This window comes from Acidiphilium sp. 34-64-41 (genome assembly GCF_002282635.1).
Classification (GTDB): Bacteria; Pseudomonadota; Alphaproteobacteria; order Acetobacterales; family Acetobacteraceae; genus Acidiphilium; species Acidiphilium rubrum.
Map to the genome: position 1 here is coordinate 18,056 of NZ_NCJX01000007.1, position 25,970 is coordinate 44,025.

Sequence of the window (25,970 nt, forward strand, 5' to 3'; positions counted from 1 at the left end):
CCGGGGTGCCAAAGCCGCCCTCAGCGTCATCATGGCCACGGTATGTCTCGACATGCTGGCTGTCGCCATCATCCTGCCGGTTCTGCCGCAGCTGGTCGCGGCACCAATGCTCGGACCTGGTCCGACCGGTTCGGCTGGCGCCCGGTCATCCTGTTGTCGTGTTTCGGCCAGGCTGTCGATTTCGGCATCATGGCGCTCGCACCCTCGACTGCGTGGCTGTTCGTCGGGCGGCTGCTATCCGGCGCATCCTCGTGCTCTATCGCGGCGACCGGTCCGGCCGGGAGCCGCGCCTGACCGGGGTCACGCTGGCTCAGGCAATCATCGCTCGATATGGCGTTGCAACACCGCAACAACCGCGAGCCGGCCGGCATCAGATCGGATCGATCACGACGCTCATCCCGCCTCGCCGCACAATTGACGAATCACAAAACATGTGCGCGCGGTCGCCCCAGCACTAAAAGCGACACATGATGCCAAACGCCTCCCGCCCCGCGCAGCCCATCCCACGCCAATCACCCCCACCAGATCCAGGCTGGCGCTTCTGGATCGATCGCGGCGGCACCTTCACCGACATCGTCGCAACCGCGCCGGACGGTACCCGGCACACCAGCAAATTCCTGTCCGAAAACCCCGATCAATACGACGATGCCGCCCTCGCCGGCATCCGCGCGCTGCTCGGCCTCACCGCGACCGAACCGCTGCCGCCGGCCGCGATCGCCGCCGTCAAAATGGGCACCACCGTCGCCACCAACGCCCTGCTCGAACGCAAGGGCGCGCGCGTGCTGCTGCTGATCGATCGCGGCATGGCCGATCTGTTGCGCATCGGCTCGCAGGCCCGCCCACGCCTGTTCACCTTCGACATCCGCCTCCCCAGCATGATCTACGAACGCGTGGTCGAACTCGGCGGGCGCATCGGCGCCGATGGCACCATCATCGAACCGCTCGATCAAGCCGCCGCGCGCGCCGCCCTGGCCCAGGCGCACGCCGATGGCATCGCAAGCGTCGCCATCGCGCGAATGCACGCCTGGCGCTATCCGGACCATGAGCAAACGCTCGCAGGCCTCGCCACCGCCGCCGGCTTCACCCAGGTCTCGGCCAGCCACGTTGTCAGCCCGCTGCTCCGCCTGGTGCCGCGCGGCGATACCACGGTGGCGGATGCCTATCTCACCCCCATCCTGCGCCGCTATGTCGATCGGATCGCGACCGGCCTGCCCGGCTCGAAACTCTATTTCATGCAATCACACGGCGGCCTCGCCGAGGCGCATCACTTCAGCGGCAAGGACGCCATCCTGTCCGGCCCGGCCGGCGGCATCGTCGGCGCCGCGCGCACCGCCGGCATGGCCGGCCTCGAGCGGATCATCGGGTTCGACATGGGCGGCACCTCGACCGACGTGTCGATCTACGATCGCGGCTTCGAACGCAGTTTCGAGACCGAAATCGCCGGCGTCCGCCTGCTGGTGCCGATGCTCGCGATCAACACCGTCGCCGCCGGCGGCGGTTCGGTGCTCGGCTTCGATGGCGCGCGCCTGCGCGTCGGCCCGGACAGTGCCGGCGCCAACCCCGGCCCGGCCTGCTACCGCCGCGGCGGCCCGCTGACCGTGACCGATGCCAATCTCTGCCTCGGCAAACTGGCGCCGCAGCATTTCCCGCCGATCTTCGGCCCCGCGCAGAATCAGCCGCTCGATGCCGATGTGGTGCAGCGCGCATTCACCCACCTCGCCCAGCGCATCAACGCGGCCACCGGGGCGGCCCATTCGATCGAACAACTTGCCGCCGGCTTCATCACCATCGCCGTCACCAGCATGGCCCAGGCGATCAAGCAAATCTCGATCCAGAAAGGCCGCGACCCCGCCGGCTTCGCCCTCGCCTGTTTCGGCGGCGCCGGCGGCCAGCACGCCTGGCTGGTCGCCGAAGATCTCGGCATGAGCACGATTTTCATCCATCCGCTGGCCGGCGTGCTGTCGGCCTACGGCATGGGCCTGGCCGACCAGATCGTGCTGCGCGAACAGGCGGTCGAAACCCCGCTCACCGATGCCGCCATGCCGGGCCTGCACGCCACCGCGGCCGGCCTCGCCGATGCCGCCCGCCAAGCCCTGATCGCCCAGGGCGCCGAACCGGCGGCGCTCCACATCAACCACCGCGCCCATCTGCGCTACGCCGGCACCGACACGCCGCTGATCATCGATCTGACCAACCCCGCAACCATGCGCACCGATTTCGAGGCCGCCCACCGCCGCCTGTTCGGCTTCATCGCGCCCGGCCGCGCCCTGATCGTCGGCGCCATCGCGATCGAAGCCATCGCACCCGGCGAAACCATCATCGAACCCGCCCTGCCGCCCCGCACCACCGGCGCGCCCATCATGTGCGAGACCATCCGCATGTTCAGCCGCAACACCTGGCACGACGCCGCCGTGTTCGACCGCGACAGCCTGCTCGCCGGCGATGTCATCGAAGGCCCGGCGATGCTGCGCGAAGCCAACGCCACCACCATCGTCGAGCCGGGCTGGCGCGCCGCCATCACCGACCGCAACCACCTGATCATGACCCGCCACGCGGAACCCGCCCGCACCATCATGGCCGATGCCACGCCCGACGCCGCTTCACCCGCCGATCCGGTCCAACTCGAATTGTTCAACAACCTGTTCATGGCGATCGCCGAGCAAAGCGGTGCGGTGCTGCGCAACACCGCGAGCAGCGTCAACATCAAGGAACGGCTCGATTTTTCCTGCGCCCTGTTCGACGCGGATGGCGCACTGATCGCCAATGCCCCCCATGTTCCGGTGCATCTCGGCGCGATGAGCGAGAGCGTGCGCGTCGTGCTGCGCCGGCGCGGTGCCACGCTGCGCCCCGGCGATGCCGTCGCGCTGAACAACCCGTTCAACGGCGGCACCCACCTGCCCGACATCACCGTCATCACCCCGATGTTCGATGATGCCGGCACCACCCTGCGCGGCTTCGTCGCCTCGCGCGGCCACCATGCCGATATCGGCGGCCAGACCCCCGGCTCGATGCCGCCCTTCGCGACCACGCTGGAACAGGAAGGCGTGATCATCGACGATATGCTGGTGGTCGCCCAGGGCGTGTTTCAGGAAACCACCCTGCGCGATGCGCTCGCCAGCGCGCGCTACCCGGCCCGCAACCCCGATGAATCGGTCGCCGACCTCAAGGCCCAGCTCGCCGCCAACGCCGCCGGCATCGCCGCGTTCGAGGCGATGGTGACGCAATACGGCTGGCCCATGGTGCAGGCCTACACCCGCCACGTCATGAACAACGGCGAAGCGAGCGTCCGCGCCGCCATCGAACGCCTGCACGATGGTGCGTTCGCTTACCGGATGGACGATGGCACGCCCCTCACGGTGCGCATCACGATCGATCACGCCCACCGCGCCGCCATCATCGACTTCACCGGCACCGGCGCGCAGCACGCCGGTAATTTCAACGCCCCACCCGCCGTCACCCGCGCCGCCGTGCTCTATGTGTTCCGCTGCCTGGTCGATGACGATATCCCGCTCAACGAAGGCTGCCTCCGCCCGCTCACCATCATCAACCCGCCCGGCAGCTTCCTCAACCCGCAACCCGGCGCCGCGGTGGTCGCCGGCAATACCGAAGTCAGCCAGGCCGTCACCGCCGCCCTGCTCGGCGCGCTCGGCGTCTGCGCCTCGGCCCAGGCGACCATGAACAACCTGCTGTTCGGCAACCAACGCTACCAATATTACGAAACCATCTGCGGCGGCGCCGGCGCCGGACCCGGCTTTGACGGCTGCTCGGCCGTCCACACCCACATGACCAACACCCGCATGACCGACCCCGAAGTGCTCGAACTGCGCTACCCGGTCCGCGTCGAAGAGTTCGCGATCCGGCGCGGCTCAGGCGGTGCCGGGCAGCACCGTGGCGGCGATGGCGCCATCCGCCGCCTGCGCTTCCTCGAACCCATGACCGTCACCATCCTCGCCTCGCGCCGCACCATCCCGCCGTTCGGCATGGCGGGCGGCCTCCCCGGCGCCGCCGGCACCCAATGGATCGAACGCGCCGATGGCACCACCGAGGCGCTCGGCGGCCGCGATCAGGCCGAACTGCAAACCGGCGACGCCATCGTGATCGAAACCCCCGGCGGCGGCGGCTTCGGCCCGCCGCCGCTCTGAACCTCGTGCATCACCCCACGCCGCATCGCCAATCACCGCACCGCGCGCTACGCTCGGCCGCGCCACCGAACCCATGCCAACCATCCCGCGAAAACCAAGGACCCCCATGGCAACCAGACCCCGCCGCCAGATCACGCAATACCTGCTGAGCGCCGCCCTCCTCGCCGGCGCCGCACCCGCCGCCCAGGCGAACGATCTGATCCGCCACTGGGCCGGCATCACCGCACCACCCGCCCCGATTGTGCACAAGGTCACGCTCGATCCGAAAACCACCGCCCTCCTGCTGCTCGATTTCGTCACCCAGACCTGCAGCAACACCCGCCGGCCGCAATGCGTCGCCACCATCCCCGCCATCCGCACCCTGCTCGCCACCGCCCGCGCCCATCACGCCACCATCATCTATTCCTACGTGCTCAGCGGCACCAAGGCCGATATCAACCCTGCCCTCACGCCCCGCCCCGGCGAAGCCAGCGTCCAGTCCGGCCCCGACAAGTTCCTCCACACCAACCTCGCGCAACGCCTCCGCCAGGACGGCATCAAAACCGTCATCATCACCGGCACCGCCGCCGAGGGTGCGGTGCTCGCGACCGCCAGCGAAGCCACCTACCGCGGCTACACCGTCATCCTGCCTTACAACGGCATGTCCTCAACGCACCCCTACGCCGAACAATACGTCGCCTGGGACCTCCTGAACGCCCCCGCCACCAGCCAACACACCATCCTCACCAGCCTCGGTCTGATCCGGTTCGGCTCGTAGTCGGAGGGGGGGTGTGAAAGCCAGGCCAGGGGCTCCACCCCCTCCGACTACATGCCCCCCGGATAGGCCGGACCGCCAGCGCCTTCGGGCACCACCCAGTTGATGTTCTGGGTCGGGTCCTTGATATCGCAGGTTTTGCAATGCACGCAGTTCTGCGCGTTGATCTGGAGTTTTGGCGCGCTGGTTTCCGCCCCGATGATCTCATAGACCCCCGCAGGGCAGTAGCGGGTTTCCGGGCTGCGGAATTTGTCCCAGTTCACCGTGATGGCAACCGCCGGGTCGCGCAGCGTCAGGTGGGCAGGCTGGTTTTCCGCGTGGTTGGTGTTCGAGAGAAACACCGATGACAGCCGATCGAACGTGAGCCTGCCATCCGGTTTCGGGTACGCAATGGGCATCGCCTGGGCCGCGGGTTGCAAGGTCGTGTGATCGGCGTGGTTGCGCAGCGTCCAGGGCGATTTGCCGCGGCTGACATAGGTTTCGAACGCGGCGTTGAGCAGGCCGCCGAACATACCGAACCGGGCGAATCCAGGGCGGATGTTGCGCACCGCTTCGAGTTCCGGCCACAGCCAGGAAGCGCGGATTTTCGCGGGAAACGCATCGAGCGTCGCCGGCCGGTCGCCCGCAAGCGCCTCGCCGATCGCCTCGGCCGCCAGCATCCCCGATTTCATCGCGGTGTGCGTACCCTTGATCTTCGGCACGTTCAGAAACCCGGCCTCGCAGCCGACCAGCACGCCGCCGGGAAACACCAGCTTCGGGATCGACTGGAACCCGCCCTCGTTCAACGCCCGCGCGCCATAGGAAATCCGTTTGGCGCCCTCGAAATACGGTTTGATCGCCGGATGGGTCTTGAACCGCTGCATCTCCTCGAACGGCGAAAAGAACGGGTTCTCGTAATCGAGCCCGACGACGAAGCCATACGCCATCAGATTGCCGCCGAGATGATACAGGAACGACCCACCGTAGGTTTTGGTATCAAGCGGCCAGCCGATGCTGTGCATCACCAGGCCCGGCTTGTGGCTGGCGGCGGGCACCTCCCACAGTTCCTTGATGCCGATGCCATAGGTCTGCGGATCGACGCCGGCATTCAACCCGTATTGCACCATGAGTTGCTTGCCCAGGCTGCCGCGGCATCCCTCGGCGAACACGGTGTAGGTCGCGCGCAGTTCCATGCCGCGCTGATACAACTCGGTATGCGCGCCGTCCTTGCCGATCCCCATGTCGCCGGTCGCGACACCGACCACCCTGCCCGCCTCGATCAGCACTTCGGCGGCCGCGAAACCGGGATAGATCTCCACCCCCAGCGCCTCGGCCTGCGCACCGAGAAACCGCACCACGTTGCCCAGGCTGACCACGTAATTGCCGTGGTTGTTCATCTGCGGCGGCGTCGGCAATTTGAAACTGCCGGTCTCGGTCAGGAACATGAACCGATCCTCGCCGGCCGGCACCGAGCCATCGATCGCGCCGATATCCGCCTCGGGCAGCAATTCCGCCATCGCGCGCGGCTCCAGCACGCAGCCCGAAAGAATATGCGCCCCGACCTCGCCGCCCTTTTCAACGACGCAGACCGTGATCTCCGGGTTCAGCTGTTTGAGCCGGATCGCCGCGGCCAGCCCGGCCGGTCCGGCGCCGATCACGACGACATCGAACTCCATGGCTTCACGCGCTTGATCGTGCTCGGACATCGGTGCCTCCCGGACAGATTGACGTAAACGATATGGTCATATCATGCGGGTTGATCGTTTGGTAAAGCCCCGCGCGCCATCACCCCCAACATCACCATTGCGCTGCACCGGCTTCCTGCGTCACATCGTCCCATGCAATCGCCCGATCCCATACCGCCCGATCTCGCGCTGGCCTGGCTCGCGCTCCAGGCCGAATGGGGCGCGGTCGATGGTCTGGCCGATGCGCCGCAGGATCACACGCAGCCGCCCCCGCGCGCCGAACCGACCCGCCCGATCCCGCTTCGCCCCACCACACAGTCCCCACCCCGCCCGGCCGCCGCCGCAACCACCGCCGCGCCGCCCGCGGCCATCTCCCTCGCCGGGCTGCGCGCCGCGCTGGAAGCGTTCGACGATTGCGCGCTCAAGCGCACCGCCACCCAGCTCGTCTTCGCCGATGGCAGCGAGACCGCCCGCATCATGCTGATCGGTGAAGCGCCGGGCGGCGAGGAAGATCGCGCCGGCCGCCCCTTCGTCGGCCCGGCCGGCCAGCTGCTCGACCGCATGTTGGCCAGCATCGGGCTCGACCGCACCCAGGTGCGCATCGTCAATGTCGTGCCCTGGCGGCCGCCCGGCAACCGAAACCCGTCGGAGGCCGAAATCGCGCAATGCCTGCCCTTTCTGCACCAGCACATCGCCCTGATCCGGCCGCAGCGCCTGCTGCTGCTCGGCGCGGTCGCGGTACGCGCGCTGATCGGCGGCAAGGAGGGCATCAGCCGGGTGCGCGGCAGCTGGAAATCGGTCACGATTCCCGGGCTCGATCAGCCGGTCCGCGCCCTGCCGACCTATCATCCGGCGTTTCTGCTGCGCCAGCCTTCGGCGAAACGCCTCGCCTGGAGCGACCTGCTGACATTGCGGCAGGACTGTGTCGAAGACAGCGTTTTACTCAATGCTGCTCCGCAAAAACCGCAATCGATCACGGAAAGTTGATATCAGAGTCGTAACGTAACCCCCTCTAATCGCGTATTTTGTGCTAAAAATTAGAAGTGGTCTCAATTTAAGGGGTTGCCGCGGGCCAGATAAGCCGTGTAGCCCCTTGGCTCATGCGAGGGGCCGTTAAAAAGCTCTCCCGCCTAAGTGTCGCCCGGGCGTGTATCGTCTCCGCGGCACTGCTCGCCACCGTCGCACCTGCCAGTGCGGCACCGGCCGGGCAAAGGGGGTCTACAACCGCGAAACACGCTGGCGTCAGCCAGCCGGCAACAGAACCACTCGGATCATCCGGATCCGAAAGCGTTGCCTATGCCATACCGCGCTCGACGCCGTTGAACGGCGCCGAAACCATGCTCGCGCAGCCGCTCACCCCCAGCGACGCCGCCACCTACCAGCGCATCTTCGCCGATCAGCATGAAGGCAAAATGGCAGCGGCGCAGCGCCTGCTCGACCGCGTCGACAACCCGCTGCTCAAAGGCCAGGTCCTCGCCCAGCGCTACCTCGGCCCCTATCACCACGCAACGCCGGCCGAACTCCAGGCCTGGCTCGCCGCCTACAACGGCCAACCCCACACGCTGCGCATCCGTGCCCTGCTCCTCCAGCGCCTGCCGCGCGGCGCATCCGCCCCCACCGCCGCCGTCACCTACCTGCCCGAACCGATCATGGCGGCCAGCGGTGCGGCACCGCCCCCGCCACCCGGTGTGCCGGTGCCGCGCTACCTGGCCGATCGCGTGGCAAACCTGACGCGCGCCGGCCACACCAGCCTCGCGATCGATCTGATCGGCCGTGACAACCACATCTCCACCGCCGCCGGTGCCGCGCTGCGCGGCGATGTCGCGCGCAATCTGTTCATCAACGCGCGCTACGCCGAAGCGTTCACGGTGGCGAGCCAGGCCGCCCATGAAGGTGGCGATGCCGTCTGGCGCCCCGATTTCATCGCCGGCCTCGCCGCCTGGCAGTTGCACAAGATCGCCGAAGCCCTGCCCTATTTCACCGCCGCCGCCAGCGCGACCCACACCAGCCCCGGCGAGCGGGCGGCGGGCGCCTTCTGGGCAGCCCGCGCCGCGCTCCGCCTGCGCCATCCGGATGCCTATCTCCACTGGCTCGATCAGGCGGCCGCGGCACCCGACAGTTTCTACGGCATGCTGGCCGGACGCTTGCTCGGCCACGGGCTCGATGGCACCGGCCTGTCCGCCAGCCTTTCCGAAGCCGATATCGAAGCGGTCGCCGCCCACAAGGACGGCGCGCTGGCCTTCGCCCTGATCGAGGTCGGCCGCCCGGCCGATGCCGCGCGCGCGCTCCGCGCCCTCTGGCCGGATATCCGTCGCGAGGCCGGTTTCGGCCGCGCCGTCATGCGCGTCGCCGCCCGCGCCGGCTTGGTCGATGTCGCGGTGGCGCTCGACCAGAGGCTGCCCGGCAACGCCATCGCCGGCACCAGCCTGCCCTTGCCCGCACTGCACCCGGCCGGCGGCTTCAATGTCGATCCCTCGTTGATCTACGCCCTCGCCCGCACCGAATCGGGCTTCAACGTCAACGCCGTCTCCCCGGTCGGTGCCCGCGGCCTGATGCAGCTGATGCCGCAAACCGCGGCCGCCATGGCCCGGATCGGCGGCATCGGCGGCAACATGAGCGCACCCGCCGTCAACCTCGCGCTGGGGCAGAGCTATCTGCGCTACCTCGGCAAGCAACCCGGCGTGCAGCGCAACCTGCTCGACATTCTGGCCAGCTACAACGCCGGTCCGGTCGCCGCCGCCGCCTGGGCCCACTCGATCCACGACGGCGGCGATCCGCTGATCTTCCTCGAATCGATCCCGCTCGCCCAGACCCGCCGCTTCGTCCGCCAGGTCCTGGCCGACAGCTGGCTCTACGCCGAACAACTCGGCACCACACCCGAAAGCCTGGACGCGATGGCCGAAGGCAAATTCCCCCGCCTCTCCCCCTACGGCACCGCCCTGGCCGACGCCGGCGACTGACGCCCAGCTTCAAGCCCGTCCAGCCTCAAAGCCGCCCCGCCTCAAAGCCGCCCACCCTCAAACAAGCCCGGCAACCCGATCTTAATGTTTCGCCGCTATCATCAGGCGATGAACCACACGCTCGATCCCCGCATCCTCACCGAGGTCTCAGTCGAACAGATCTTCCAGGACGGTTTGCGCGCCTATCATGCAGGCGAACTGACCTACGCCGTGCAGGCGTTCTCCGAGGTTCTGGTCCAGCTGCCCGGCTTTCCGCCCGCGCTGACCAACCGCGCCCTCGCCGCCTGGTCGCTCGGCAACCTCGATCACGCGGCGGCGGATGCCCAGGCCGCCTGCCGCGCCACGCCGGACCTTGCCGAAGCATGGCTGGTCGCCGGTGCCATCCTGATCGACCGTGGCGATCAACCGGGCGCGATCGCGCATTATCAACGCGCCGTCGCGCTCCGCCCCGAACTCGCCGCCCCCCGGGCCGGCCTCGCCGCCGCCTGCCTCGCGGCCGGGCAGCACGCCAGCGCCGAACAGGCGGCGGCACTCGCGCTCTCGCTCGATCCCAACTGCATCCACGCCCGCTTCACCCTGGGTTCCGCCCGCTCGGCGCAAGGCGACCCGCTCGGCGCGATCCATCAATTCAATCAGGTGCTGGCAGCCGATACCGCCCATGCCGGCGCCTACCTCAATCGCGGCAACGCCCGCATCAATTGCAACGACATCGCGGGTGGCGTGGCCGATCTCCGCGCCGCCCTCGCGATCAACCCCGGCCTGAAGGAAGCCTGGGCGAGCCTCGGCGTCGCCCTGACCATCCAGGCCGACACCGCAGCCGCGATCACCGCGTGCGACCATGCCATCGCACTCGACCCCGATTTCGCGGTCGCTCACTGGAATCGCGGCGTCGCCGCCCTGCTCGGCGGCGATTTCGCCGCAGGCTTCGCCGCCTACGAATGGCGCAAGCGCCATCCCGTCTACGGCCGCCATTTCGATCGCCTGCCGGCGCCGACGTGGCAGGGCGAACCGCTCGCCGGCCGCCATTTGCTGGTGCGCGCCGAACAGGGGCTGGGCGATACCATCATGTTCGCCCGCTTCCTGCCGGCACTCGCAAGTCAGGCGCGTCACCTCACCCTCGCGTGCCACAAAACCCTGCACACGCTGTTCGCCGGCATGGGCATCGGCCTGTGCACGCTCGATGACCCCGCCCCGCCCGATGTCGATTGCGCGATCGACCAGATGAGCCTGCCTCACGTCCTGGCACTCACCCCCACCACCATCCCCGCCGCCGAGGGCTATCTGGCACCAACCACCGCCAATGCCGACCACTGGAACATCGAGCATTGGCGCGCCACCCTGGCCCGCCAACCCGAACAACACCAACCCGGCCAACGCCTGATCGGCCAACGCCTGATCGGCCTCGTCTGGGCCGGCAACCCCGGCCACAACAACGACCAGCGGCGCTCCCTGCCGCAAGGCGCGCTCACGCCGTTGCTCGCTTTGCCCAATACCCGCTTCATCGCGCTGCAACTCGGCGCCCGCCACGCCGAATACGATATCCCGAGCCTCGCACCGCAGATCACCGATTTCGCCAGCACCGCCGGCATCCTCGCCAATCTCGACGCCGTCGTCACCGTCGATACCTCGATCGCCCACCTCGCCGGCGCCATGGGCAAACCCTGCCACGTCCTGCTCTCGGCCTCATGCGACTGGCGCTGGCTGCTCGGCCGCACCACCACACCCTGGTACGACCACCTCCACCTCCACCGCCAGACCCAGCTCGGCGACTGGTCAGGCCCGATCCAGTCGATACTCACCGCGCTCCAGTCTATCCCTTGATGCAGCGCGAAGACGCCGGCCATCATCGAGCACGACAAGCATAACAGCGCCCCACGATACGCCACCCGCGACAAAACAGGCCAATATCCGCCGGTTCCTGGCCTCTGTGAGACGTTTGGTGATGAAAGGATTATGGTGCCGACACGCGGGATTGAACCGCGGACCTACTGATTACGAATCAGTTGCTCTACCGCTGAGCTATGTCGGCCACGCGCCCGCTATAGCGAGGCCGGGCCGCCGTCGCAAGCCGGTGTCTCAGGCCGCCGCAACCGCGCTTTCGCCGGACAGGATCTGCTTCAGCGCCCCCACCAGATCATCCATCATCGCCTCGGTATGCTTCGGCCCAGGCGTGAAGCGCAGGCGCTCGGTGCCGGCCGGCACGGTCGGATAATTGATCGGTGTCGCATACATGCCGAACTCACGGATCAGCCGCATCGAAACCTCGGTCGCCCGCGCCGCATTGCCGATCATCAGCGGCACGATATGGCTCTCCGAATGCAGGCGCGGCAGCCCGGCGGCATCGAACTTCGCCTTCAACATCGTCGCCCGCTCAAACAGCGTATCACGCCGCGCCTGATCGACCTTCAACCGGCGGATCGAGGCGAGCGCCGCGGCCACGGTCGGCGGCGGCAGGGCGGTCGTGAAAATGAACCCCGCCGCGGTCGAACGGATGTAGTCGATCACGCTGGAATCCCCCGCCACATAACCGCCGTGGCAGCCATAGGCCTTCGCCAGCGTGCCTTCGATAATGGTCAGCCGGTGCGCCACACCATCCCGCTCGGATACGCCGCCGCCATGCGGCCCATACATCCCAACCGCATGCACCTCGTCCAAATACGTGATCGCGTTATATTTGTCGGCCAGATCACAGATCGCCCCGATCGGCGCGATATCGCCATCCATCGAATACACGCTCTCGAACGCGACCATCTTCGGCGCATCGACCGGGGCTGCCGCGAGGAGCCGCTCCAGATCGGCGAGATCATTGTGCTTGAACACATGTACGGTCGAGGTTTTGCCGCCCTTGATGCCGACGATCATCGAATTATGGTTCTGCGCGTCGGAAAACACATGCCAGTCGGGCAGCGCGTTCAACACGGACCCCAGCGTCGCCTGGTTCGACACATAGCCCGAAGTGAACAGCAGCGCCGCGTCCTTGCCGTGCAGCGCCGCCAGTTCGGCCTCCAGCGCCACATGGATCGGCGACGAGCCGGCGATATTGCGCGTCCCGCCCGCCCCGGCGCCCATGGTCCGCGCCGCCTCGATCGAAGCCTCGATCACCTCGGGGTCGGTGCCCATCGCCAAATAGTCGTTCGAGGACCAGACCAGAATATCCTCGGTCCTGCCCTCCATCGTCACCCGATAATACGGAAACCGATCCGCCAGTTTTTCCAGCGCGACGAACCGCCGATACCGCCCGGCCGCGCGGATTTCCGCCAGCGCCTTGTCACATTGCGCGATAAACTTGTGGTCGCGGTTCATGTCCTGCTCCTGGCCGCCCCAAAACGCCGGCGCGGTTCGATGTGATATCCTATTGGCCGAAACGGCAAAACGATATTGCGCGGATGTCAGGCGGTGCCGTCAAGGGGATATATTCCATTCCGACAGTTTTTTACCGCTGTGCCGATCACATCGGAGCTATGCGCGGCTCAACGGTACAAGACGCTCATCATTTCGCCCCATTCGCGCTTCGACAACCCCGAACTCGCCTGATCGACCGCCTCGCCCGCCAGCATCCGCCGCAGGATCGCCAGCATCGTCGCGGAAAAACTCACCGCCCCCAGCCGATACTCCTCGAACGCGCGGCAACTCGCCGGCACCCACGCCCGCGTCATCGCCAGCATCGCATCGGCATAGACCCGGATTTCATACTGCGCATGAGAATCCGCCCGCAGCGACAGGAAATGAAACAGATTATGCAGATCGGTCTTCCAATACCATTGCGTATACGCATTCAGCGTCAGGTTCATCCGTGCCAGCTCGCGCGCCAGCCCCCGCCGGTCCGGGTCCGCCTCGGCTTCGTTCAACATATACTCGTAATGCGAATAATTACGGTCGGCGTCCTCACGCAGCAAAGCCAGCACCGCCGCAGCCTCATCGCCCTCGAGCACATCGCCCCGCCCCTGCCGGTTGCTGGCCGATTGCGCCGCCAGATGCTCCGGCGCCGGGATATAGAACTCCCGGTCCATCACCGAATACCGGGCGGAATACTCGTTCACATTCGCGGTCCGATGCCGGATCCACTGCCGCGCCACGAAAATCGGCAGCTTCACATGAAACTTGATCTCGCACATCTCGAACGGCGTCGAATGCCGATGCCGCATCAAATAGCGGATCAGCCCCTCGTCCTCGCTCACCTTGCGCGTGCCCCGCCCATACGAAACCCGCGCCGCCTGCACCACGGCCGCATCGTCGCCCATGTAATCGATCACGCGCACAAAGCCATGATCGAGCACCGGCACGGGCGTGAACAGCAGCGCCTCCAGCGCGGGCACGGTGGCGCGCCTGGTCGGCGCGCTCTGGTCGCGCGCCGCGGCAATCTCGGCTTGGTCGAATTCGGTGAGGTTCATCGGGGTCCCTTTCGCAGGGCGCTCATATCGCCTATATAGGTCGTGCCGGGCAACCGGCTATGGCGATAAACGGTGCGTGGAATAAGTGTTGTGGACCCGGGGGCAGTACCCGGCGCCTCCACCAAATTCTGGCTTTGGGGCAAACTCCGCCCTCCGAGGCAGATCATGGGGGCGAAACAGGCTCGACACGCACGGTAAAGACCCATCTTTCGCTCGGCATTGTACCGCCGTTATCGGGCTATATCACAAGTGCCAACGATAATTTCGAGGCATTCGCTGTCGCTGCATAAGCGATAAGCGCGGTTCGGGGGGCACCGGGCAACAGAAGCCCCCCACTTTCCCCACCTTCGAAGCCTCAATCCGCGCCCGCGACCGCGCATAAAAAAAGGCCGGTCTTTGACCGGCCGGCATCATTCTGATGCAATAAAGAGGCTCCCTAAACTTGGCGGCTGGCACCGCTGAAAATTTTGCAGGTCAGTTGCGACCTGCCGAATTCCCGTAAGCGCCACACCCGATAAATGGCGGATTTTTGACAATCGAGCAAGACCCTTTCGTGTCGTACCGGGGGTATTGAAAGAAAAAATGTATTACAAACGGATATGACCGCGCTAATTTCTGATACATTCGCGTTTCACCCGAACCGGCCGAGCACCGCGAACCCCAGAATCAGCACCCCGAGCAGCACATCGACCGCCACCAACCGGGTCAACCGCCGCACCGCGACGGCCATCGCCAGCGGATCAGCGGCAGACTCGGCGTCGCGCACCAGCAGCACCCCGCCGAACCACGCGATCAGCAGCACGATCGCCATGGCCAGCCCCGCCGTCTGCATCGCATTGATCGCCCTGGGCCATCCCGCCGGCCCGCCATATTGCACCAACGCCAGCCCCCACCCGGACAGCAGCGACACCGGCATGATCATCAGGCACCACCGCAACAGCCGCAAAGCCGGCGGGCCGATCAACAAATACCCCGCCAAAAACCCGGTCCACCCGGCAAATGCCAGCAAATGCACCGCCAGCACCGCCGAAACGGCATCATAATTCATGCCGCCGCACCCAGCAGCGCCACAACCCGCGCCGCCAGCGCGCCAATTTCGATCCCCGCGACGCTCGCCGGCGCCGATTCCGCCACGCCCAGCCCCTCGGCGAACGCATTGGCATAACCGGCCCGATTACCCAGCGCCTCATCGAGCAGCACCAGCCGCCGCGCCGCGATCTCCGCCTCCAACCGCCGCCGCAGCTTCGATGCCGCGGCCGCCCGGTTGAACACCAGCGCCACCGGGCGCCGCTCCTCCGCCGCCAGTTTCAGCGTCCCCTCCGCCGCCCATAAATCGGGCGGCGTCGGGTTCATCGGAATCAGTACCAGATCCGCCCCCCGGATCGCCCGCCGCGCGTCAGAATCGAGCACCGGCGGCGTATCGATCAGCACGATGTCATGATCGCGCTTCAACCCATCGAGCGCCGCCGCCAACCGCCAGCCCGAAACGGTCTCGACCGTCACAGCCGCCGCGGCCTTCGGGTTCGCCGCCCGCAGTCGGCCCCAGGCGGTCAGCGAGGCCTGCGGATCGATATCCAGCACCGCCACCCGCCGCCCCGGCGCCAAAGCCACCGCCAGCTGGGCCGCCAGCATGGTCTTGCCCGCGCCGCCCTTTTGCTGCGCCACCGCGATCACTTTCACCATCCAAGCCTCCGGTTTCGCATTATGCCTAGCAAATCCCGGCGCGCCTGTCCCACATATCCACCATGGAAGCTCTGTTCACCCCCGCCGAAATGACCGAGATCGACCACGCCGCCCCCGCCCACGGTGCCAACGTGCCCGCCCTGATGGAAAATGCCGGCAGCGCGGTCGCCCGCGCCATTCACCGCCGCTACCGACCGTGTCGCGTGCTGGTCCTCGCCGGTCCCGGCAACAATGGCGGCGACGGCTACGTCACCGCCCGCCACCTCGCCGCGCGCGGATGGCCCGTCGTTGTCGCGCCGGTCGGCACGCCCCGTCCCGGCTCGCCAGCGGCCGACGCCGCAGCGCGATGGCGCGGCCCGCTGGTCGAACCCACGATCGCCCGAGTCGCCGCCGCCGCGCTGGTCATCGATGCGATCTTCGGCGCCGGCCTCGCGCGCGCCATCACGCCGGAGTGCGCTGCCCTGCTCGCCGCCGCCCGCACATTGGTCGCGATCGACATGCCCAGCGGCGTCGATGGCGCAACCGGCGCCTTGCGCGGCAAGGCCGCCCAGGCCGCCCTCACCATCACCTTCGTCGCCCGCAAACCCGGCCATCTGCTGCTGCCCGGCAAGGCGCACTGCGGCATGGTGCTCTGCGCCGACATCGGTATGCCGGCCGGCGCGGTCGCGACCATCACACCCACATTGTGGCGCAGCACGCCGGCACTCTGGCAACTCCCCGTCCTCGCCGCCGCCGGCCATAAATTCGACCGTGGCCACCTCACCATCCTCGCCGGCCCGATGTCCGGCGCCGCCATCCTCGCGGCCAACGCCGCCCGCCGCGCCGGCGTCGGCCTGCTCAGCCTCGCCACCGAAACCTCGCTCACCGATACCCCGCTCACTGGCACCGCGCCGGGCATCATGATCCGCACCGACCCCATCGCCACCCTGCTCGCCGATCACCGCCGCCAGGTCTGGCTCTGCGGCCCCGGCCTCGGGATCGACCGGGCGGGTCCGCTGCTCGCGACCCTGATCGCCGCCAACCGCACCATCCTCGCCGACGCCGATGCCCTGACCGTCTGCGCCGATCACCCGGAACGCCTGCACGGCGTGCGCGTGATCACCCCGCACGAGGGCGAATTCAGCCGCGTCTTCCCCCACCTCGCCGGCGATAAACTGTCCCGCGCCCGCGCCGCCGCCACAATCACCGGCGCCGTCGTCGTCCTGAAAGGCGAGGATACCGTCATCGCCGCCCCCGATGGCCGCGCCGCGATCAACGACAACGCGCCCCCCAGCCTCGCCACCGCCGGATCGGGCGACACGCTGTCCGGCATCATCGCCGGCCTGCTCACCCAGGGCATGCCGGCATTCGAAGCCGCGTGCGCCGGCGTCTGGCTGCACGGTGCGGCCGCGCACACCCACGGACCCGGTCTGATCGCCGAAGACCTCGCGGAAGCCCTGCCCGCGGTGCTGGCAACCCTGCAAGCAACGAGGAATACGACTTAAGATCGATGGCGTGATGCGATCCGTTAACTTATTATTAGGGAATGGTGATTATACTCATGCTCATGATCGCAGCAGCATCCTTCTCGGCCTTCGCCGCCCCGATCGGGTCGTCGAGCCTCAGCACCCCGCCGATGCGCATGGCACCGGTAAACCCCACCCCGCAATCCAGCGCGCCGCAACCGGAGCCCGCCGGCTCGGGCTCGATGCCGCGGGGCTCCGTGCTGAATATGTCTGTCTGATCCGCACACGGTGAAAGGTAAAGCCAGGTCTTCGTTTCTGCGAAAAAAGAGGAAAAAAACGTCGCTGATCTGGGCTCGTGCCCAAGAAATCTCCCGCGCCCCAGAACGAAAAAAATTTTTCTCCTTTTTCTTGTTCACAAAGAATAGGGCCCTGCCTTCCCCCGTTTTTCCCGGACTACCGAGGCCAGGGGTCGCACAGAGGCGCCTGGTCTGATACCAGCGCGCGCATGAGCGACGCGGCGGATCATCGGACCAGGGTTGCACGGCGGATCATTGCCGTGCTGGTGGTGATCGGGCTCGCCGCCGTCGCGATCGTCTATCTGCCGCGCATCGCCTCGGGCAATTACCACCGCGCGGCGATCGAGCGGCTGGCGAGCGATGCGCTGGGGCGGCGCGTGAGCATTGCCGGGCCGATCGAATTGTCGCTGCTGCCCGATCCCCAGCTGCGCGCTGACACGATCACCATCGGCAGTCCGAAGGGCGGGCTGATCACGGCGGCGACGCTGAAGCTCGACCTCGCCCCCCTGCCCTTGCTGCTCGGGCGGCTGCGCGCAACCAGGCTGACGCTGCGCAAACCCGATGTGACGCTGCCCTGGCCGCTGCCGGGTGGTGCCGCCGCGGTGGCGCCGCCGCTCTGGCTGGCATCGCTGCATGCCACCATCGTCGATGGCGTGTTCCGGCTGGGATCACTGACATTCGACCATGTCGATCTGTCGATTTTCACCGGCGGGCCGAACGCCGTGCTGGCGGCATCCGGCACGCTGACGATCGGTCGCATGCCGGCCTCGGTGACGCTGGATATCGACAATACCGGCGGCGCCGCGCCCGCGCCGGTGCAGAGCACGATCCGGCTCGACGGCAATGCCGGGCGGATGGCGTTCAAAGGCACGCTCGACCACGCGAGCGTGCTCCGCGGCACGCTGAGCGGCATGTTGGCCGGGCTCGGCGGCACATCCGGCCCGGTGGATTTCCATGGCGACCTCGCCGCCGATGGCGCGGTGGTGACGCTGCGCGAGATCGATGCGCGCGTGACCGACCCCAGGATCGGCGATGCCAGCCATACCCGCGGCAGTGCCACGATCGTGCTGCGACCGGCGCCGCTGTTGCGGCTCGACCTGACCGGCGCGCGCTGGCGGATCGGCGCCGGGCAGACAATGCTGCGGCGGGTGGCAGCGGTGCTACCGATCGCGGCGCGGCTCGACCTGACGGACAGCCGGTTCGACCATGTCACCGTCAAATCGATCCACGCCGATCTCACGAGCGATGCGGCGGGGATGCAATTGCAGGCGCTGGCGATGAGCCTGCCGGGTGCCGGATCGCTCACGCTGGCACAATCCACCACGCCCGGCGAGGCGGAACGGGTGCGGATTGCCGCCCCCGATCCGGCCCGCACCATCGCTGCCCTGCGCGCCAGCTACGCTTGGCTGCCGGCCTGGCCGGATGGGCTCGGCGCGCTGGCGCTCACGGGTCATTTGCGAATGCGGGCGGATGGCGCGATCGACCTCGCCGGGCTGAAGGGCGCGCTCGGCGGCAAGACCTGGCCGCACTCGGGCTTCACCGGCGGGTTGATGGTGCGGCCCGGCCGGCATGGTGCCACGATGGCCGCAGACCTCGCGTTCGACCGGCTGCGCCTGACGCCGGCCGCACTCGGCGCGCTGCGCGCCGCGCTGCTGGCCAAGACCACCACCATCACCGGGCCGATCGCGCTGCGGGCCCGCACGCTCGACATCGTGACGCAGGCGAAGGCCGCGCCGCCGCTGTTCACCGGCACGCATCTGCTGATCGACGGCGCGCTGCGCGATGCCGCATCGGGCGGCGGTGTCGCATTGTCGCTGGCGACGCTGCGGATCGGCCAGACCCTGCTGGTCGGGCATGGCGCGCGGCGGAGCGATGGCGGCATCATGGCGGCGCGCTGGCTGATCACCGGGCCGGATGCGGCAGCGACGCTTGCGGCGGTCACGCATGGATTTGGCGGCAAGCCGCCTCCCTGGTTCGGCTTGCCGGTGTGGCATCACCACTTCGCGGCCGCCCTGGTCGCGGCGGGGCCGATGCGGGCGCTGCATACCGCGCTCACGCTGCATCTCGGCGCGATCCGGGCGGCGGCGCTGCCGGTGATCGATCTGGCCGGCGGCACCGCGACCGGCGCGGTGACGCTGCATGCGCCGAACGCGGTGGCATTGATCCGCGATCTGGGCGGGGCTGCGGTGCTCGGCCCGCGCAACGGGCTGGACTGGCCGGGTGCCGGGTCGGTCAGCCTGCGGGCCTCGGCGTTTCTGAGCGATGACCGCATCGGCCTGCCCGATTTCGTGCTCTCGCTCGGCGCGCTGACCACCAGCGGATCGTTGAGCCTGCGCCTGGGCGACCGGCCTGCGGTCGCCGGCACCATCGCGGCCGATACGCTGATGATCCCGGCGGCGGGGACACTGCTGCATCTGGCCGGCGCGGCGATGGCGGGCAAGGTGCGGATTGCGCTGCCGCGCATCACCGCCGCCCGCATCGCGGATGCGGAGACGGTCGTGGCCCGGCATGTCGCCGGCAGTCTCGCCCTTGGCGATGACGCGGTGACGCTCGGCGTCGACCGGGCGGATGTCGCGGGCGGCGTGTTGGGTGGCGCAGCGACAATCACCGACGGCACCGCCCCCGGCCTCACGATCAAGGCGCATCTGCAGAACGCCGATGCCGCGAGGCTCGCGCAGGACAGCGGTATCGCCGCGCCGATCGGTGCCGGCACGTTGGGTGTTGCCGCCGATCTGACGGCGCACGGCACCACGCCAACAGACTGGCGCAAGACGCTCACCGGTAGCGTGATGGCGCTCGGCAGCGCGCTCGCGATCCGGGGGGTCGATCTCGCCGCGGCGTCCAACGCGCTGGCACAGGCGCTGGCCCGGCAGCCGGCGCACCCGGCCGATGCGCTGCTGCGCACGGCGGTGCGGACCGCCTTGCAGAACGGCACCACGGTGTTCGAGACGGCAACGCTGCAAGGCACCGTGGCGGGCGGGGTGATGACGCTGGGTCAGTCCAGCCTCACCGGCACGGCGGGATCGATCGGGCTCGGCGGCACGGTCGATTTCGTGAACGATCGGCTGGCGCTGACCGCGACCCTGCAACCGCATCTCGATGGAACCATCCCGGCCCCGGCGCTGCCGATCGATCTGACCGGCTCGCTCGATCATCCGCACATCGCCGCGCATCGCGGGGCGTCACCGCCATGACGCGGGAGCGGCGCTGGCAACTCGCGGCCTATTTATTGCTCAACGGCGGCTTCTTCTTTTTCGACACCGCGATGGGCCTGTTCGATGTCGCGACCTACGGGTATTTCGCGCGCGAGCACGTGGCTTCCTATCTGTTCGCGCTGGATTTCGTCATGGTCAGCGTGCCGATGTTGCTCGGCGGCTGGCTCGCCCATCTGCTCAACCGGCGGTTCGGCGTGCGCGCGGTGATCGGGCTGGGCTACACGATCGCGACTGCTGGGTTTTTGGTGCTGTTTCTGACCGGGCTGTACCGGATTCCGCTGTGCCTGCTGATCGTGGCGTTTCTGCTCGGCATCGTGTTCAGCGCGATCCTGCCGGCCCTGTCGCGCTTCATCCGCGATGTATTCGGCGCGGGCAAAGGGGCTGTGCTGGCGCTGAAGCTCGATGCGATCTTCATGGCGGTCGGCATGGTCGCCGGTGTTGGTTTCGGCACGGTCTGGTTCGATCGCGAGGGGCTGGCGGTGTTCTTTCCCCTCGCGACCGGCTGTTTTGCCCTGGCGGGGATGATCCATGTCAGCACCCTGTTTTTCCCCGGCGTGCTGCGCGACTACGCCGGGCCGGAAGTGCCGGCGCGCTGGGCGGCCACGCTGCGGGCGATGCGCCGGGCCGAGACGAAATGGCGCAGCCTGATGCTGCAACCCTCGCTGAACATGGTGATCGTGCCGCTGATGGTCGGGCTGCCGGCCGCCGCCGCCGAGCGGCACTACGGCGCGCTGCCGGTGATCGGGCTGGTCGCGGCCCCGATCATCGTGCTGGCCGGGCGGCGCACTGGCATGCTGGCCGGGCGGCTGCTGGCGCCGGAATTCGTGCTGCGGCTGATGGTCGCACGGCGCGGCGCGGCGCTGGTGCCGATGATCGGGTTTTTCATATTATACGCGCTGGCGTTCGTGGTGCCGTCGCTGCCGCTGGTGTTTGCCCTGGTGTTCTGCGCGCATCTGCTGAGCAATGTCGTGGCGGGTGCGGTGTTCTATGGCGTGCAGACCGAGTTTCCCGCCGGCGAGACGGCTGCGGCCAGCGCGCTGCAATCGCAGCTATCGACCGGCGTCTGGGTGATCGTGGCCTCGCTGGCGACCGTGCTGCTGGTCTTTCTGCCGCCGCCGGCCACAATCGGGCTGGCCGGATGCGGGCTGGTGGTGGCGGCGCTGGTGTTGCGCGGGTCCGGCATCGGCGGGTTGCACCTCGGCGTGGCGCGCCCGATCGCGAAATGAATCGTGGCGATCAATGTTGATGTGGCACGCGACCGTCAATGAAGCGCCGGAGACGACCCTGTTCCACCGTGCGGCAGAGCACGCCGCCTGAACGCGCGATACGGCCGGATCGTGCATCCGGCCCAAAGCGCCAGCGCCAGTCCCGCCAGCGTGACCGATAGCCGCGTGCCGCGCGGGCGGTAGCTGAACGTCACGCTGCTGCGCCCGGCCGGCAGCGCGACCGATTGAAACAACGCGCCGTGCCGGGCAACCGGCACCGCGCGCCCGTTCAACCGCGCCCGCCAGCCGGGAAACCAGGCTTCCTGACGGGTCAGGATCGCCGGTGTCGCGCACTCGGCACTGGCTTTGTCGCGCCCCGTCGCGCTCAGGCGGCAGGCAGGCGTCGCGCTGAAATAGCGGTGATACGACCGGATGCGAAAAATCGACATGACCGGGTCGTGATACACCGGCATGGCCGACCCACCCGGCAGCGTCTGGCTGAGGCGCAGAGCGGGCATCGTCACGCCGGTAGCGGAGCGGCGCAGCCAGAGCGCCACGGGATGCGCGCCGGTCACATGGGTCAGGCGCAGATGCAGTGCCGCACCCGCGGTCAGGTCGATGGCCGGATGCAGGGGGATGTTCAGCCAGGCATCGTCCTGCGCGGTGGCGAGCGGCGCGGTGCCGCCGGCGCACAGCGCCCCCGCGCAGAGGCGGGCGGACAGGATGCCGGTCGAACTACCGTCGTAGGTGCCGATCAGGACGGCGACATGATCGATCCTGGTCAGCGTGGCGGCCACCGCTGCGACCTGCCCGGCAGCGAGCGTCGTATCGCGCGAATCGCCGGCACCCAGAGCCGCGGCACCCGCAAAAATATCGGGGTGCGGCAGGCTGACGCTGCGCAGGAACGGGCTGATCTGGCCCGGGCTGGTGATGACATATTTCACGCCGATCGCGGCATAGTCGCGCACATGATCGAACAGAATGGTTCGCCCCTGGCCGCTGCCGGGCGGCGCTTTCCACCATCCCACGAACATCATGCCCGTGTCATACGGATCGAGATGGTGCCTGATATAGTCGCTCCACGCCTGCGACACCGGCAACTGGCTGTCATCGATCGAGGCGAGGCGGTAGCCGGCCGGGTAGTCCGGCCCGAACGGGCGGAGCGAATAGACCCGCGCGAGCCCGAGATGCGCCTTGAGATACGCGATGCCGCCGGTGTAGTACCGATACGGGCGCGGCGCCGAGAGTTGCGGCAGGGCTGCGACCACGAAGGCATCGAGCAGCATCGCCGCCGCGATCATGCGCGCGCGGTGGCGGTGGGCCACAGGGTTCAGCCCGGCCAGCGCCGCCAGAATGACCAATCCTGCCAGACCCTCGAACACCGTGCCCAGCACGATCGTCACGCGCACCGGCGGGCTCGCGAAATGATACCAGCCGGTGATGATGGCCCGGTCCGGCAGGATGACGGCGGCGATCACCGCGACGAGCAGGGCGCCGATCATGCCGCCCTGCCGCAGGCTCAGCGTGCATGTGACGCAACGATCGAGCCCGATGCCGGCGAGCACGAACACCGCCATCGACAGCGCCGGCCACAGGAACCGCGCGGTGTTGAGCAATCCAAGATCGGGGATGATGGCGTTCAGCACGAAGGCGACACCGGGGACGCCGTAGCAGCGCGCGAGACCGACGCCGAGGAACATACCAAGGCCGATGATCAGACCGCGCGCGGGATCGGTCCGGGCGCGCAGCAGCGCGGCCAGAGCCGGGATCACGGCGGTGAGGCCGAACCAGCCGCCCAGCTTGACCAGCGGCAAAGTCGGCAGAGCGGCCGCGACCCAGCCGGCCGATGCGTGGATGCCGGTCGGGCCATAGATCAGCGGGAACAGCGCCAGCGGCATCAGCATCGGCGGCAGGTGATCGACCGCGTAGGCCGCCTTGTGCGCGCCGAGGTAGCTCTGGGCGGCGTAATTCAGGAACGGCACCACCAGCGGCAACGCAAGAGCGAGGCCGATGATCACGGCAAGGATGATCTTGCCGGCAAAGCGCCAGCGCGCGGCGCCGAGGGTTGCAAAACGTGCCAACGTCCAGGCCGCGGCCAGCAATCCGTCAAGGTAGGCGACCTCCGGATAGCCGCCGTACAGCGAATAGGCGAGGCCGAACACGATCCAGTGCCAGCCCTGCGCCGCACCCGAGCGCGCGGCGGCGGCGCTGCGCTCGATGCCGAGCAGGATCAGCGGCAAAAACGCGAGCGACCCCATGGCGTGCGGTTCCATCAGGAACGCGCCGTTCAGCGCGAACAGGCCGGCGCTGACCAGGCCAGGCGTGCGCCGGCAGCCGATCTGGAGCATCAGCGCATAGGTGCCGAGCCCCGCGATGACCTGCATCAGCAGCTTCACGACGAACCAGCCCTGCCAGTATTTCATGATCAGCACGAAGGGCAGGAAGAACGACAATGTCTGCATTTCGGCCGCGAGCGGCATGCCGATTCCGGTATAGGGATTCCACCAGGGGACGACGCCGCGCAGCCAGTCCGACGCGCTGAGCCGGGCCAGGGGTTGGGTCAGCAGGCCGATCGAGGCGTCCCAATAACCCGGCGGGCCGCCGAGCAGCGTGGGCGAGCCGGGCGTGGTCAACGAACTCCAGACGTCGGCGGGGTTGTTGCTGCGCAGGCCCAACACGAACAAAGCGCTGGCCGCGACCGGCAGCAGGATGAGGGCGGCGATCGGCCAGAGATGCGGGCGCAGCCGGGTCAGCATCGGTCGCTTATCGAACCAACGCGGTCAGCAGGGAGTTGAGCCGCTTGCGCCCTTCGGCGGTGGCGATCAGACGGTCGGGCGTCGCTTCGAGGTAGCCGGCGAGCAGGGCCTGATCGAGGATGTCGGGGTCGAGCGTGTCGATCAGCGCGCGGCCGGTGCGGGCGGCGTAGGCCTTGGTGTCGATGCCTTCAGCAAGGCGCAGGCCCATCAGCAGGGCTTCGCGGGCGCGTTCATCGGCGCTGACCTCGGCCTCCTCGACGCTGCCATGGCCGCGCGCCTCGACGCGCCCGGCCCATGCCTCCGGCGCGCGGTGGCGGCGCGTGGCGATCAATTGATCGCCGATGGTGATGCGGCCATGCGCGCCGGCGCCGATGCCGGCGTAATCCTGATAGCGCCAGTAGGCGAGGTTGTGGCGGGATTCCTGGCCGGGTTTCGCGTAGTTCGAAATCTCGTACGGCGCGAGGCCGAACCGGGCGGCGATCTCGGCGGTGGCGTCGTATAATGCGGCGGCATCCTCATCGTCCGGCAGGGTGAAGGCGGCGCGGCCGTAAAGAGTTGCGAATTGCGTGCCGGGCTCGATGGTGAGTTGGTAGAGCGAAAGGTGATCGAGCCCGACGGCGAGCGCGGTGGCGAGTTCGGCGCGCCAGGCGGCGAGGGTCTGGCCGGGGCGGGCGTAGATCAGATCGAAACTGGCGCGGGGGAAAATATCGCGGCCGATTTCGACCGCTGCCATCGCCTGGGCGGCGGAGTGGTTGCGGCCGAGGAAGGTCAGCGCCGCGTCATCGAGGCTCTGCACGCCGATCGAGATACGGTTGACGCCGGCATCCCGATAGGCGCGGAAGCGGCCGGCCTCGATGCTGGTGGGGTTGGCTTCCAGAGTGATTTCGAGATCCGGTGCGGGGGTGAACAGCGCGGTCGCATCGGTGATCAGCGCCGCGACGCTTTCCGGTGCCATCAGGCTCGGCGTGCCGCCGCCGAAAAAGATCGAGGCAAGCCGGCGCGGGCCGAGGCGGGCGGCTTCGAAGGCGAGTTCGGTGCGCAGGGCGGCGAGGATGCGGGCTTCGGGGATTGCCGCGCGGACGTGGGAATTGAAGTCGCAATAGGGGCATTTCGACAGGCAGAACGGCCAATGGATGTAGAGGGCGAGGGATTGCATGGGGTGGTTGTGTCGTATTTGGCGAAACGCGCAAGGGAAGGGAGAGTCTTCTTTTTTGTGAACAAAAAAGAAGCAAAAAAAACTTCGTTGATTTGGGCCCGTGACCGTGAAAACGCCGGTGCCCCCGAGTTAGAACGTTTTTTGCGTCTTTTTTCACTACTGTCCGGTTAAAAGTCTAGCGAATTCAGTAGGTTATTTTCATATTGGTGGGCTGGGCTGTATTCTTTTGGGTCAAGCGCTTGTTTTATAGGGATTTTCTCGAACAAGGTGAGCGACAGGATCTGTAGGATTGTGTAGAGCGAG

The 25,970-nt window shown here is 67.7% G+C and carries 17 protein-coding genes, 1 tRNA gene and 1 other RNA gene; 11 read left to right on the plus strand and 8 right to left on the minus strand.

Annotated elements, in window-relative coordinates; all coding sequences use genetic code 11:
- The first annotated feature begins 42 nt into the window (after window positions 1-42).
- The 3 genes from B7X49_RS02225 (at window position 43) to B7X49_RS02235 (ending at window position 4,899) form a co-directional block, all read left to right on the plus strand.
- Entirely contained in the window at window positions 43-294 is a 252-nt protein-coding gene (locus B7X49_RS02225) for a hypothetical protein (protein ID WP_286704160.1), read from the plus strand.
- Window positions 295-470: 176 nt separating this feature from the next.
- The gene (locus tag B7X49_RS02230; RefSeq protein WP_286704159.1) at window positions 471-4,142 is read left to right on the plus strand and encodes a hydantoinase B/oxoprolinase family protein; all 3,672 of its coding nucleotides are present in this window, start codon (window positions 471-473) and stop codon (window positions 4,140-4,142) included.
- Between the two features lie 106 nt (window positions 4,143-4,248).
- Window positions 4,249-4,899, plus strand: coding sequence for an isochorismatase family protein (locus tag B7X49_RS02235; RefSeq protein ID WP_286704158.1), 651 nt, complete (start codon window positions 4,249-4,251; stop codon window positions 4,897-4,899).
- A 47-nt stretch (window positions 4,900-4,946) separates the two neighbouring features.
- Here B7X49_RS02235 and B7X49_RS02240 read toward each other — a convergent pair whose 3' ends face one another.
- A complete protein-coding gene (locus B7X49_RS02240; RefSeq protein ID WP_286704157.1) occupies window positions 4,947-6,581 on the minus strand; it encodes an electron transfer flavoprotein-ubiquinone oxidoreductase in 1,635 nt (544 codons plus the stop codon).
- A gap of 132 nt (window positions 6,582-6,713) precedes the next feature.
- Here B7X49_RS02240 and B7X49_RS02245 point away from each other — a divergent pair, with 132 nt between their 5' ends.
- From B7X49_RS02245 to B7X49_RS02255, 3 genes are all read left to right on the plus strand, one after another.
- Window positions 6,714-7,547: a uracil-DNA glycosylase family protein gene (locus B7X49_RS02245; RefSeq protein WP_286704156.1), complete on the plus strand. Its 834-nt coding sequence runs from the start codon at window positions 6,714-6,716 to the stop codon at window positions 7,545-7,547.
- A gap of 332 nt (window positions 7,548-7,879) precedes the next feature.
- Window positions 7,880-9,520 carry a lytic transglycosylase domain-containing protein gene (locus tag B7X49_RS02250; RefSeq protein ID WP_286704155.1) on the plus strand — a complete coding sequence of 547 codons (1,641 nt, stop codon included), beginning with the start codon at window positions 7,880-7,882 and terminating at the stop codon, window positions 9,518-9,520.
- An 84-nt stretch (window positions 9,521-9,604) separates the two neighbouring features.
- Window positions 9,605-11,341, plus strand: a complete 1,737-nt coding sequence (locus tag B7X49_RS02255) for a tetratricopeptide repeat protein (protein WP_286838152.1) — start codon at window positions 9,605-9,607, stop codon at window positions 11,339-11,341.
- A 133-nt stretch (window positions 11,342-11,474) separates the two neighbouring features.
- Here B7X49_RS02255 and B7X49_RS02260 read toward each other — a convergent pair.
- From B7X49_RS02260 to thyX, 3 genes are all read right to left on the minus strand, one after another.
- Window positions 11,475-11,549, minus strand: a tRNA-Thr gene (locus tag B7X49_RS02260).
- Between the two features lie 47 nt (window positions 11,550-11,596).
- Window positions 11,597-12,823 (minus strand): 5-aminolevulinate synthase, encoded by a 1,227-nt coding sequence (hemA, locus tag B7X49_RS02265; protein WP_029313365.1) that lies wholly within the window; start codon window positions 12,821-12,823, stop codon window positions 11,597-11,599.
- A gap of 167 nt (window positions 12,824-12,990) precedes the next feature.
- Window positions 12,991-13,911 carry an FAD-dependent thymidylate synthase gene (gene thyX, locus B7X49_RS02270; protein ID WP_286704153.1) on the minus strand — a complete coding sequence of 307 codons (921 nt, stop codon included), beginning with the start codon at window positions 13,909-13,911 and terminating at the stop codon, window positions 12,991-12,993.
- Window positions 13,912-13,916: 5 nt separating this feature from the next.
- Here thyX and ssrA point away from each other — a divergent pair.
- Window positions 13,917-14,248: a transfer-messenger RNA gene (ssrA, locus tag B7X49_RS02275) on the plus strand.
- A 294-nt stretch (window positions 14,249-14,542) separates the two neighbouring features.
- On the opposite strand, the gene B7X49_RS02280 is transcribed toward ssrA, so the two are convergent.
- A complete protein-coding gene (locus tag B7X49_RS02280; RefSeq protein WP_286704152.1) occupies window positions 14,543-14,959 on the minus strand; it encodes a hypothetical protein in 417 nt (138 codons plus the stop codon).
- A complete protein-coding gene (gene parA / locus B7X49_RS02285) occupies window positions 14,956-15,594 on the minus strand; it encodes a ParA family partition ATPase (protein ID WP_286704151.1) in 639 nt (212 codons plus the stop codon). The genes B7X49_RS02280 and parA overlap by 4 nt, the downstream gene beginning before the upstream one ends.
- A gap of 62 nt (window positions 15,595-15,656) precedes the next feature.
- Between parA and B7X49_RS02290 the strand changes: the two genes are divergently transcribed.
- From B7X49_RS02290 to B7X49_RS02305, 4 genes are all read left to right on the plus strand, one after another.
- A complete protein-coding gene (locus tag B7X49_RS02290; protein WP_286704150.1) occupies window positions 15,657-17,078 on the plus strand; it encodes an NAD(P)H-hydrate dehydratase in 1,422 nt (473 codons plus the stop codon).
- A gap of 56 nt (window positions 17,079-17,134) precedes the next feature.
- Window positions 17,135-17,317: a hypothetical protein gene (locus tag B7X49_RS02295; RefSeq protein WP_286704149.1), complete on the plus strand. Its 183-nt coding sequence runs from the start codon at window positions 17,135-17,137 to the stop codon at window positions 17,315-17,317.
- A 227-nt stretch (window positions 17,318-17,544) separates the two neighbouring features.
- Complete coding sequence (locus B7X49_RS02300; protein ID WP_286704148.1) at window positions 17,545-20,529, plus strand: AsmA family protein; 2,985 nt, start codon at window positions 17,545-17,547, stop codon at window positions 20,527-20,529.
- On the plus strand, window positions 20,526-21,776 hold the full coding sequence (locus B7X49_RS02305) for a hypothetical protein (protein WP_286704147.1): 1,251 nt from the start codon (window positions 20,526-20,528) through the stop codon (window positions 21,774-21,776). Before B7X49_RS02300 ends, B7X49_RS02305 begins: the two co-directional genes overlap by 4 nt.
- 35 nt (window positions 21,777-21,811) lie before the next feature.
- Here B7X49_RS02305 and B7X49_RS02310 read toward each other — a convergent pair whose 3' ends face one another.
- Together B7X49_RS02310 and hemW are read right to left on the minus strand one after the other, a co-directional pair.
- On the minus strand, window positions 21,812-24,511 hold the full coding sequence (locus tag B7X49_RS02310) for a hypothetical protein (RefSeq protein WP_286704146.1): 2,700 nt from the start codon (window positions 24,509-24,511) through the stop codon (window positions 21,812-21,814).
- A gap of 7 nt (window positions 24,512-24,518) precedes the next feature.
- Complete coding sequence (gene hemW / locus B7X49_RS02315; RefSeq protein ID WP_286704145.1) at window positions 24,519-25,667, minus strand: radical SAM family heme chaperone HemW; 1,149 nt, start codon at window positions 25,665-25,667, stop codon at window positions 24,519-24,521.
- Window positions 25,668-25,970 lie beyond the last annotated feature (303 nt).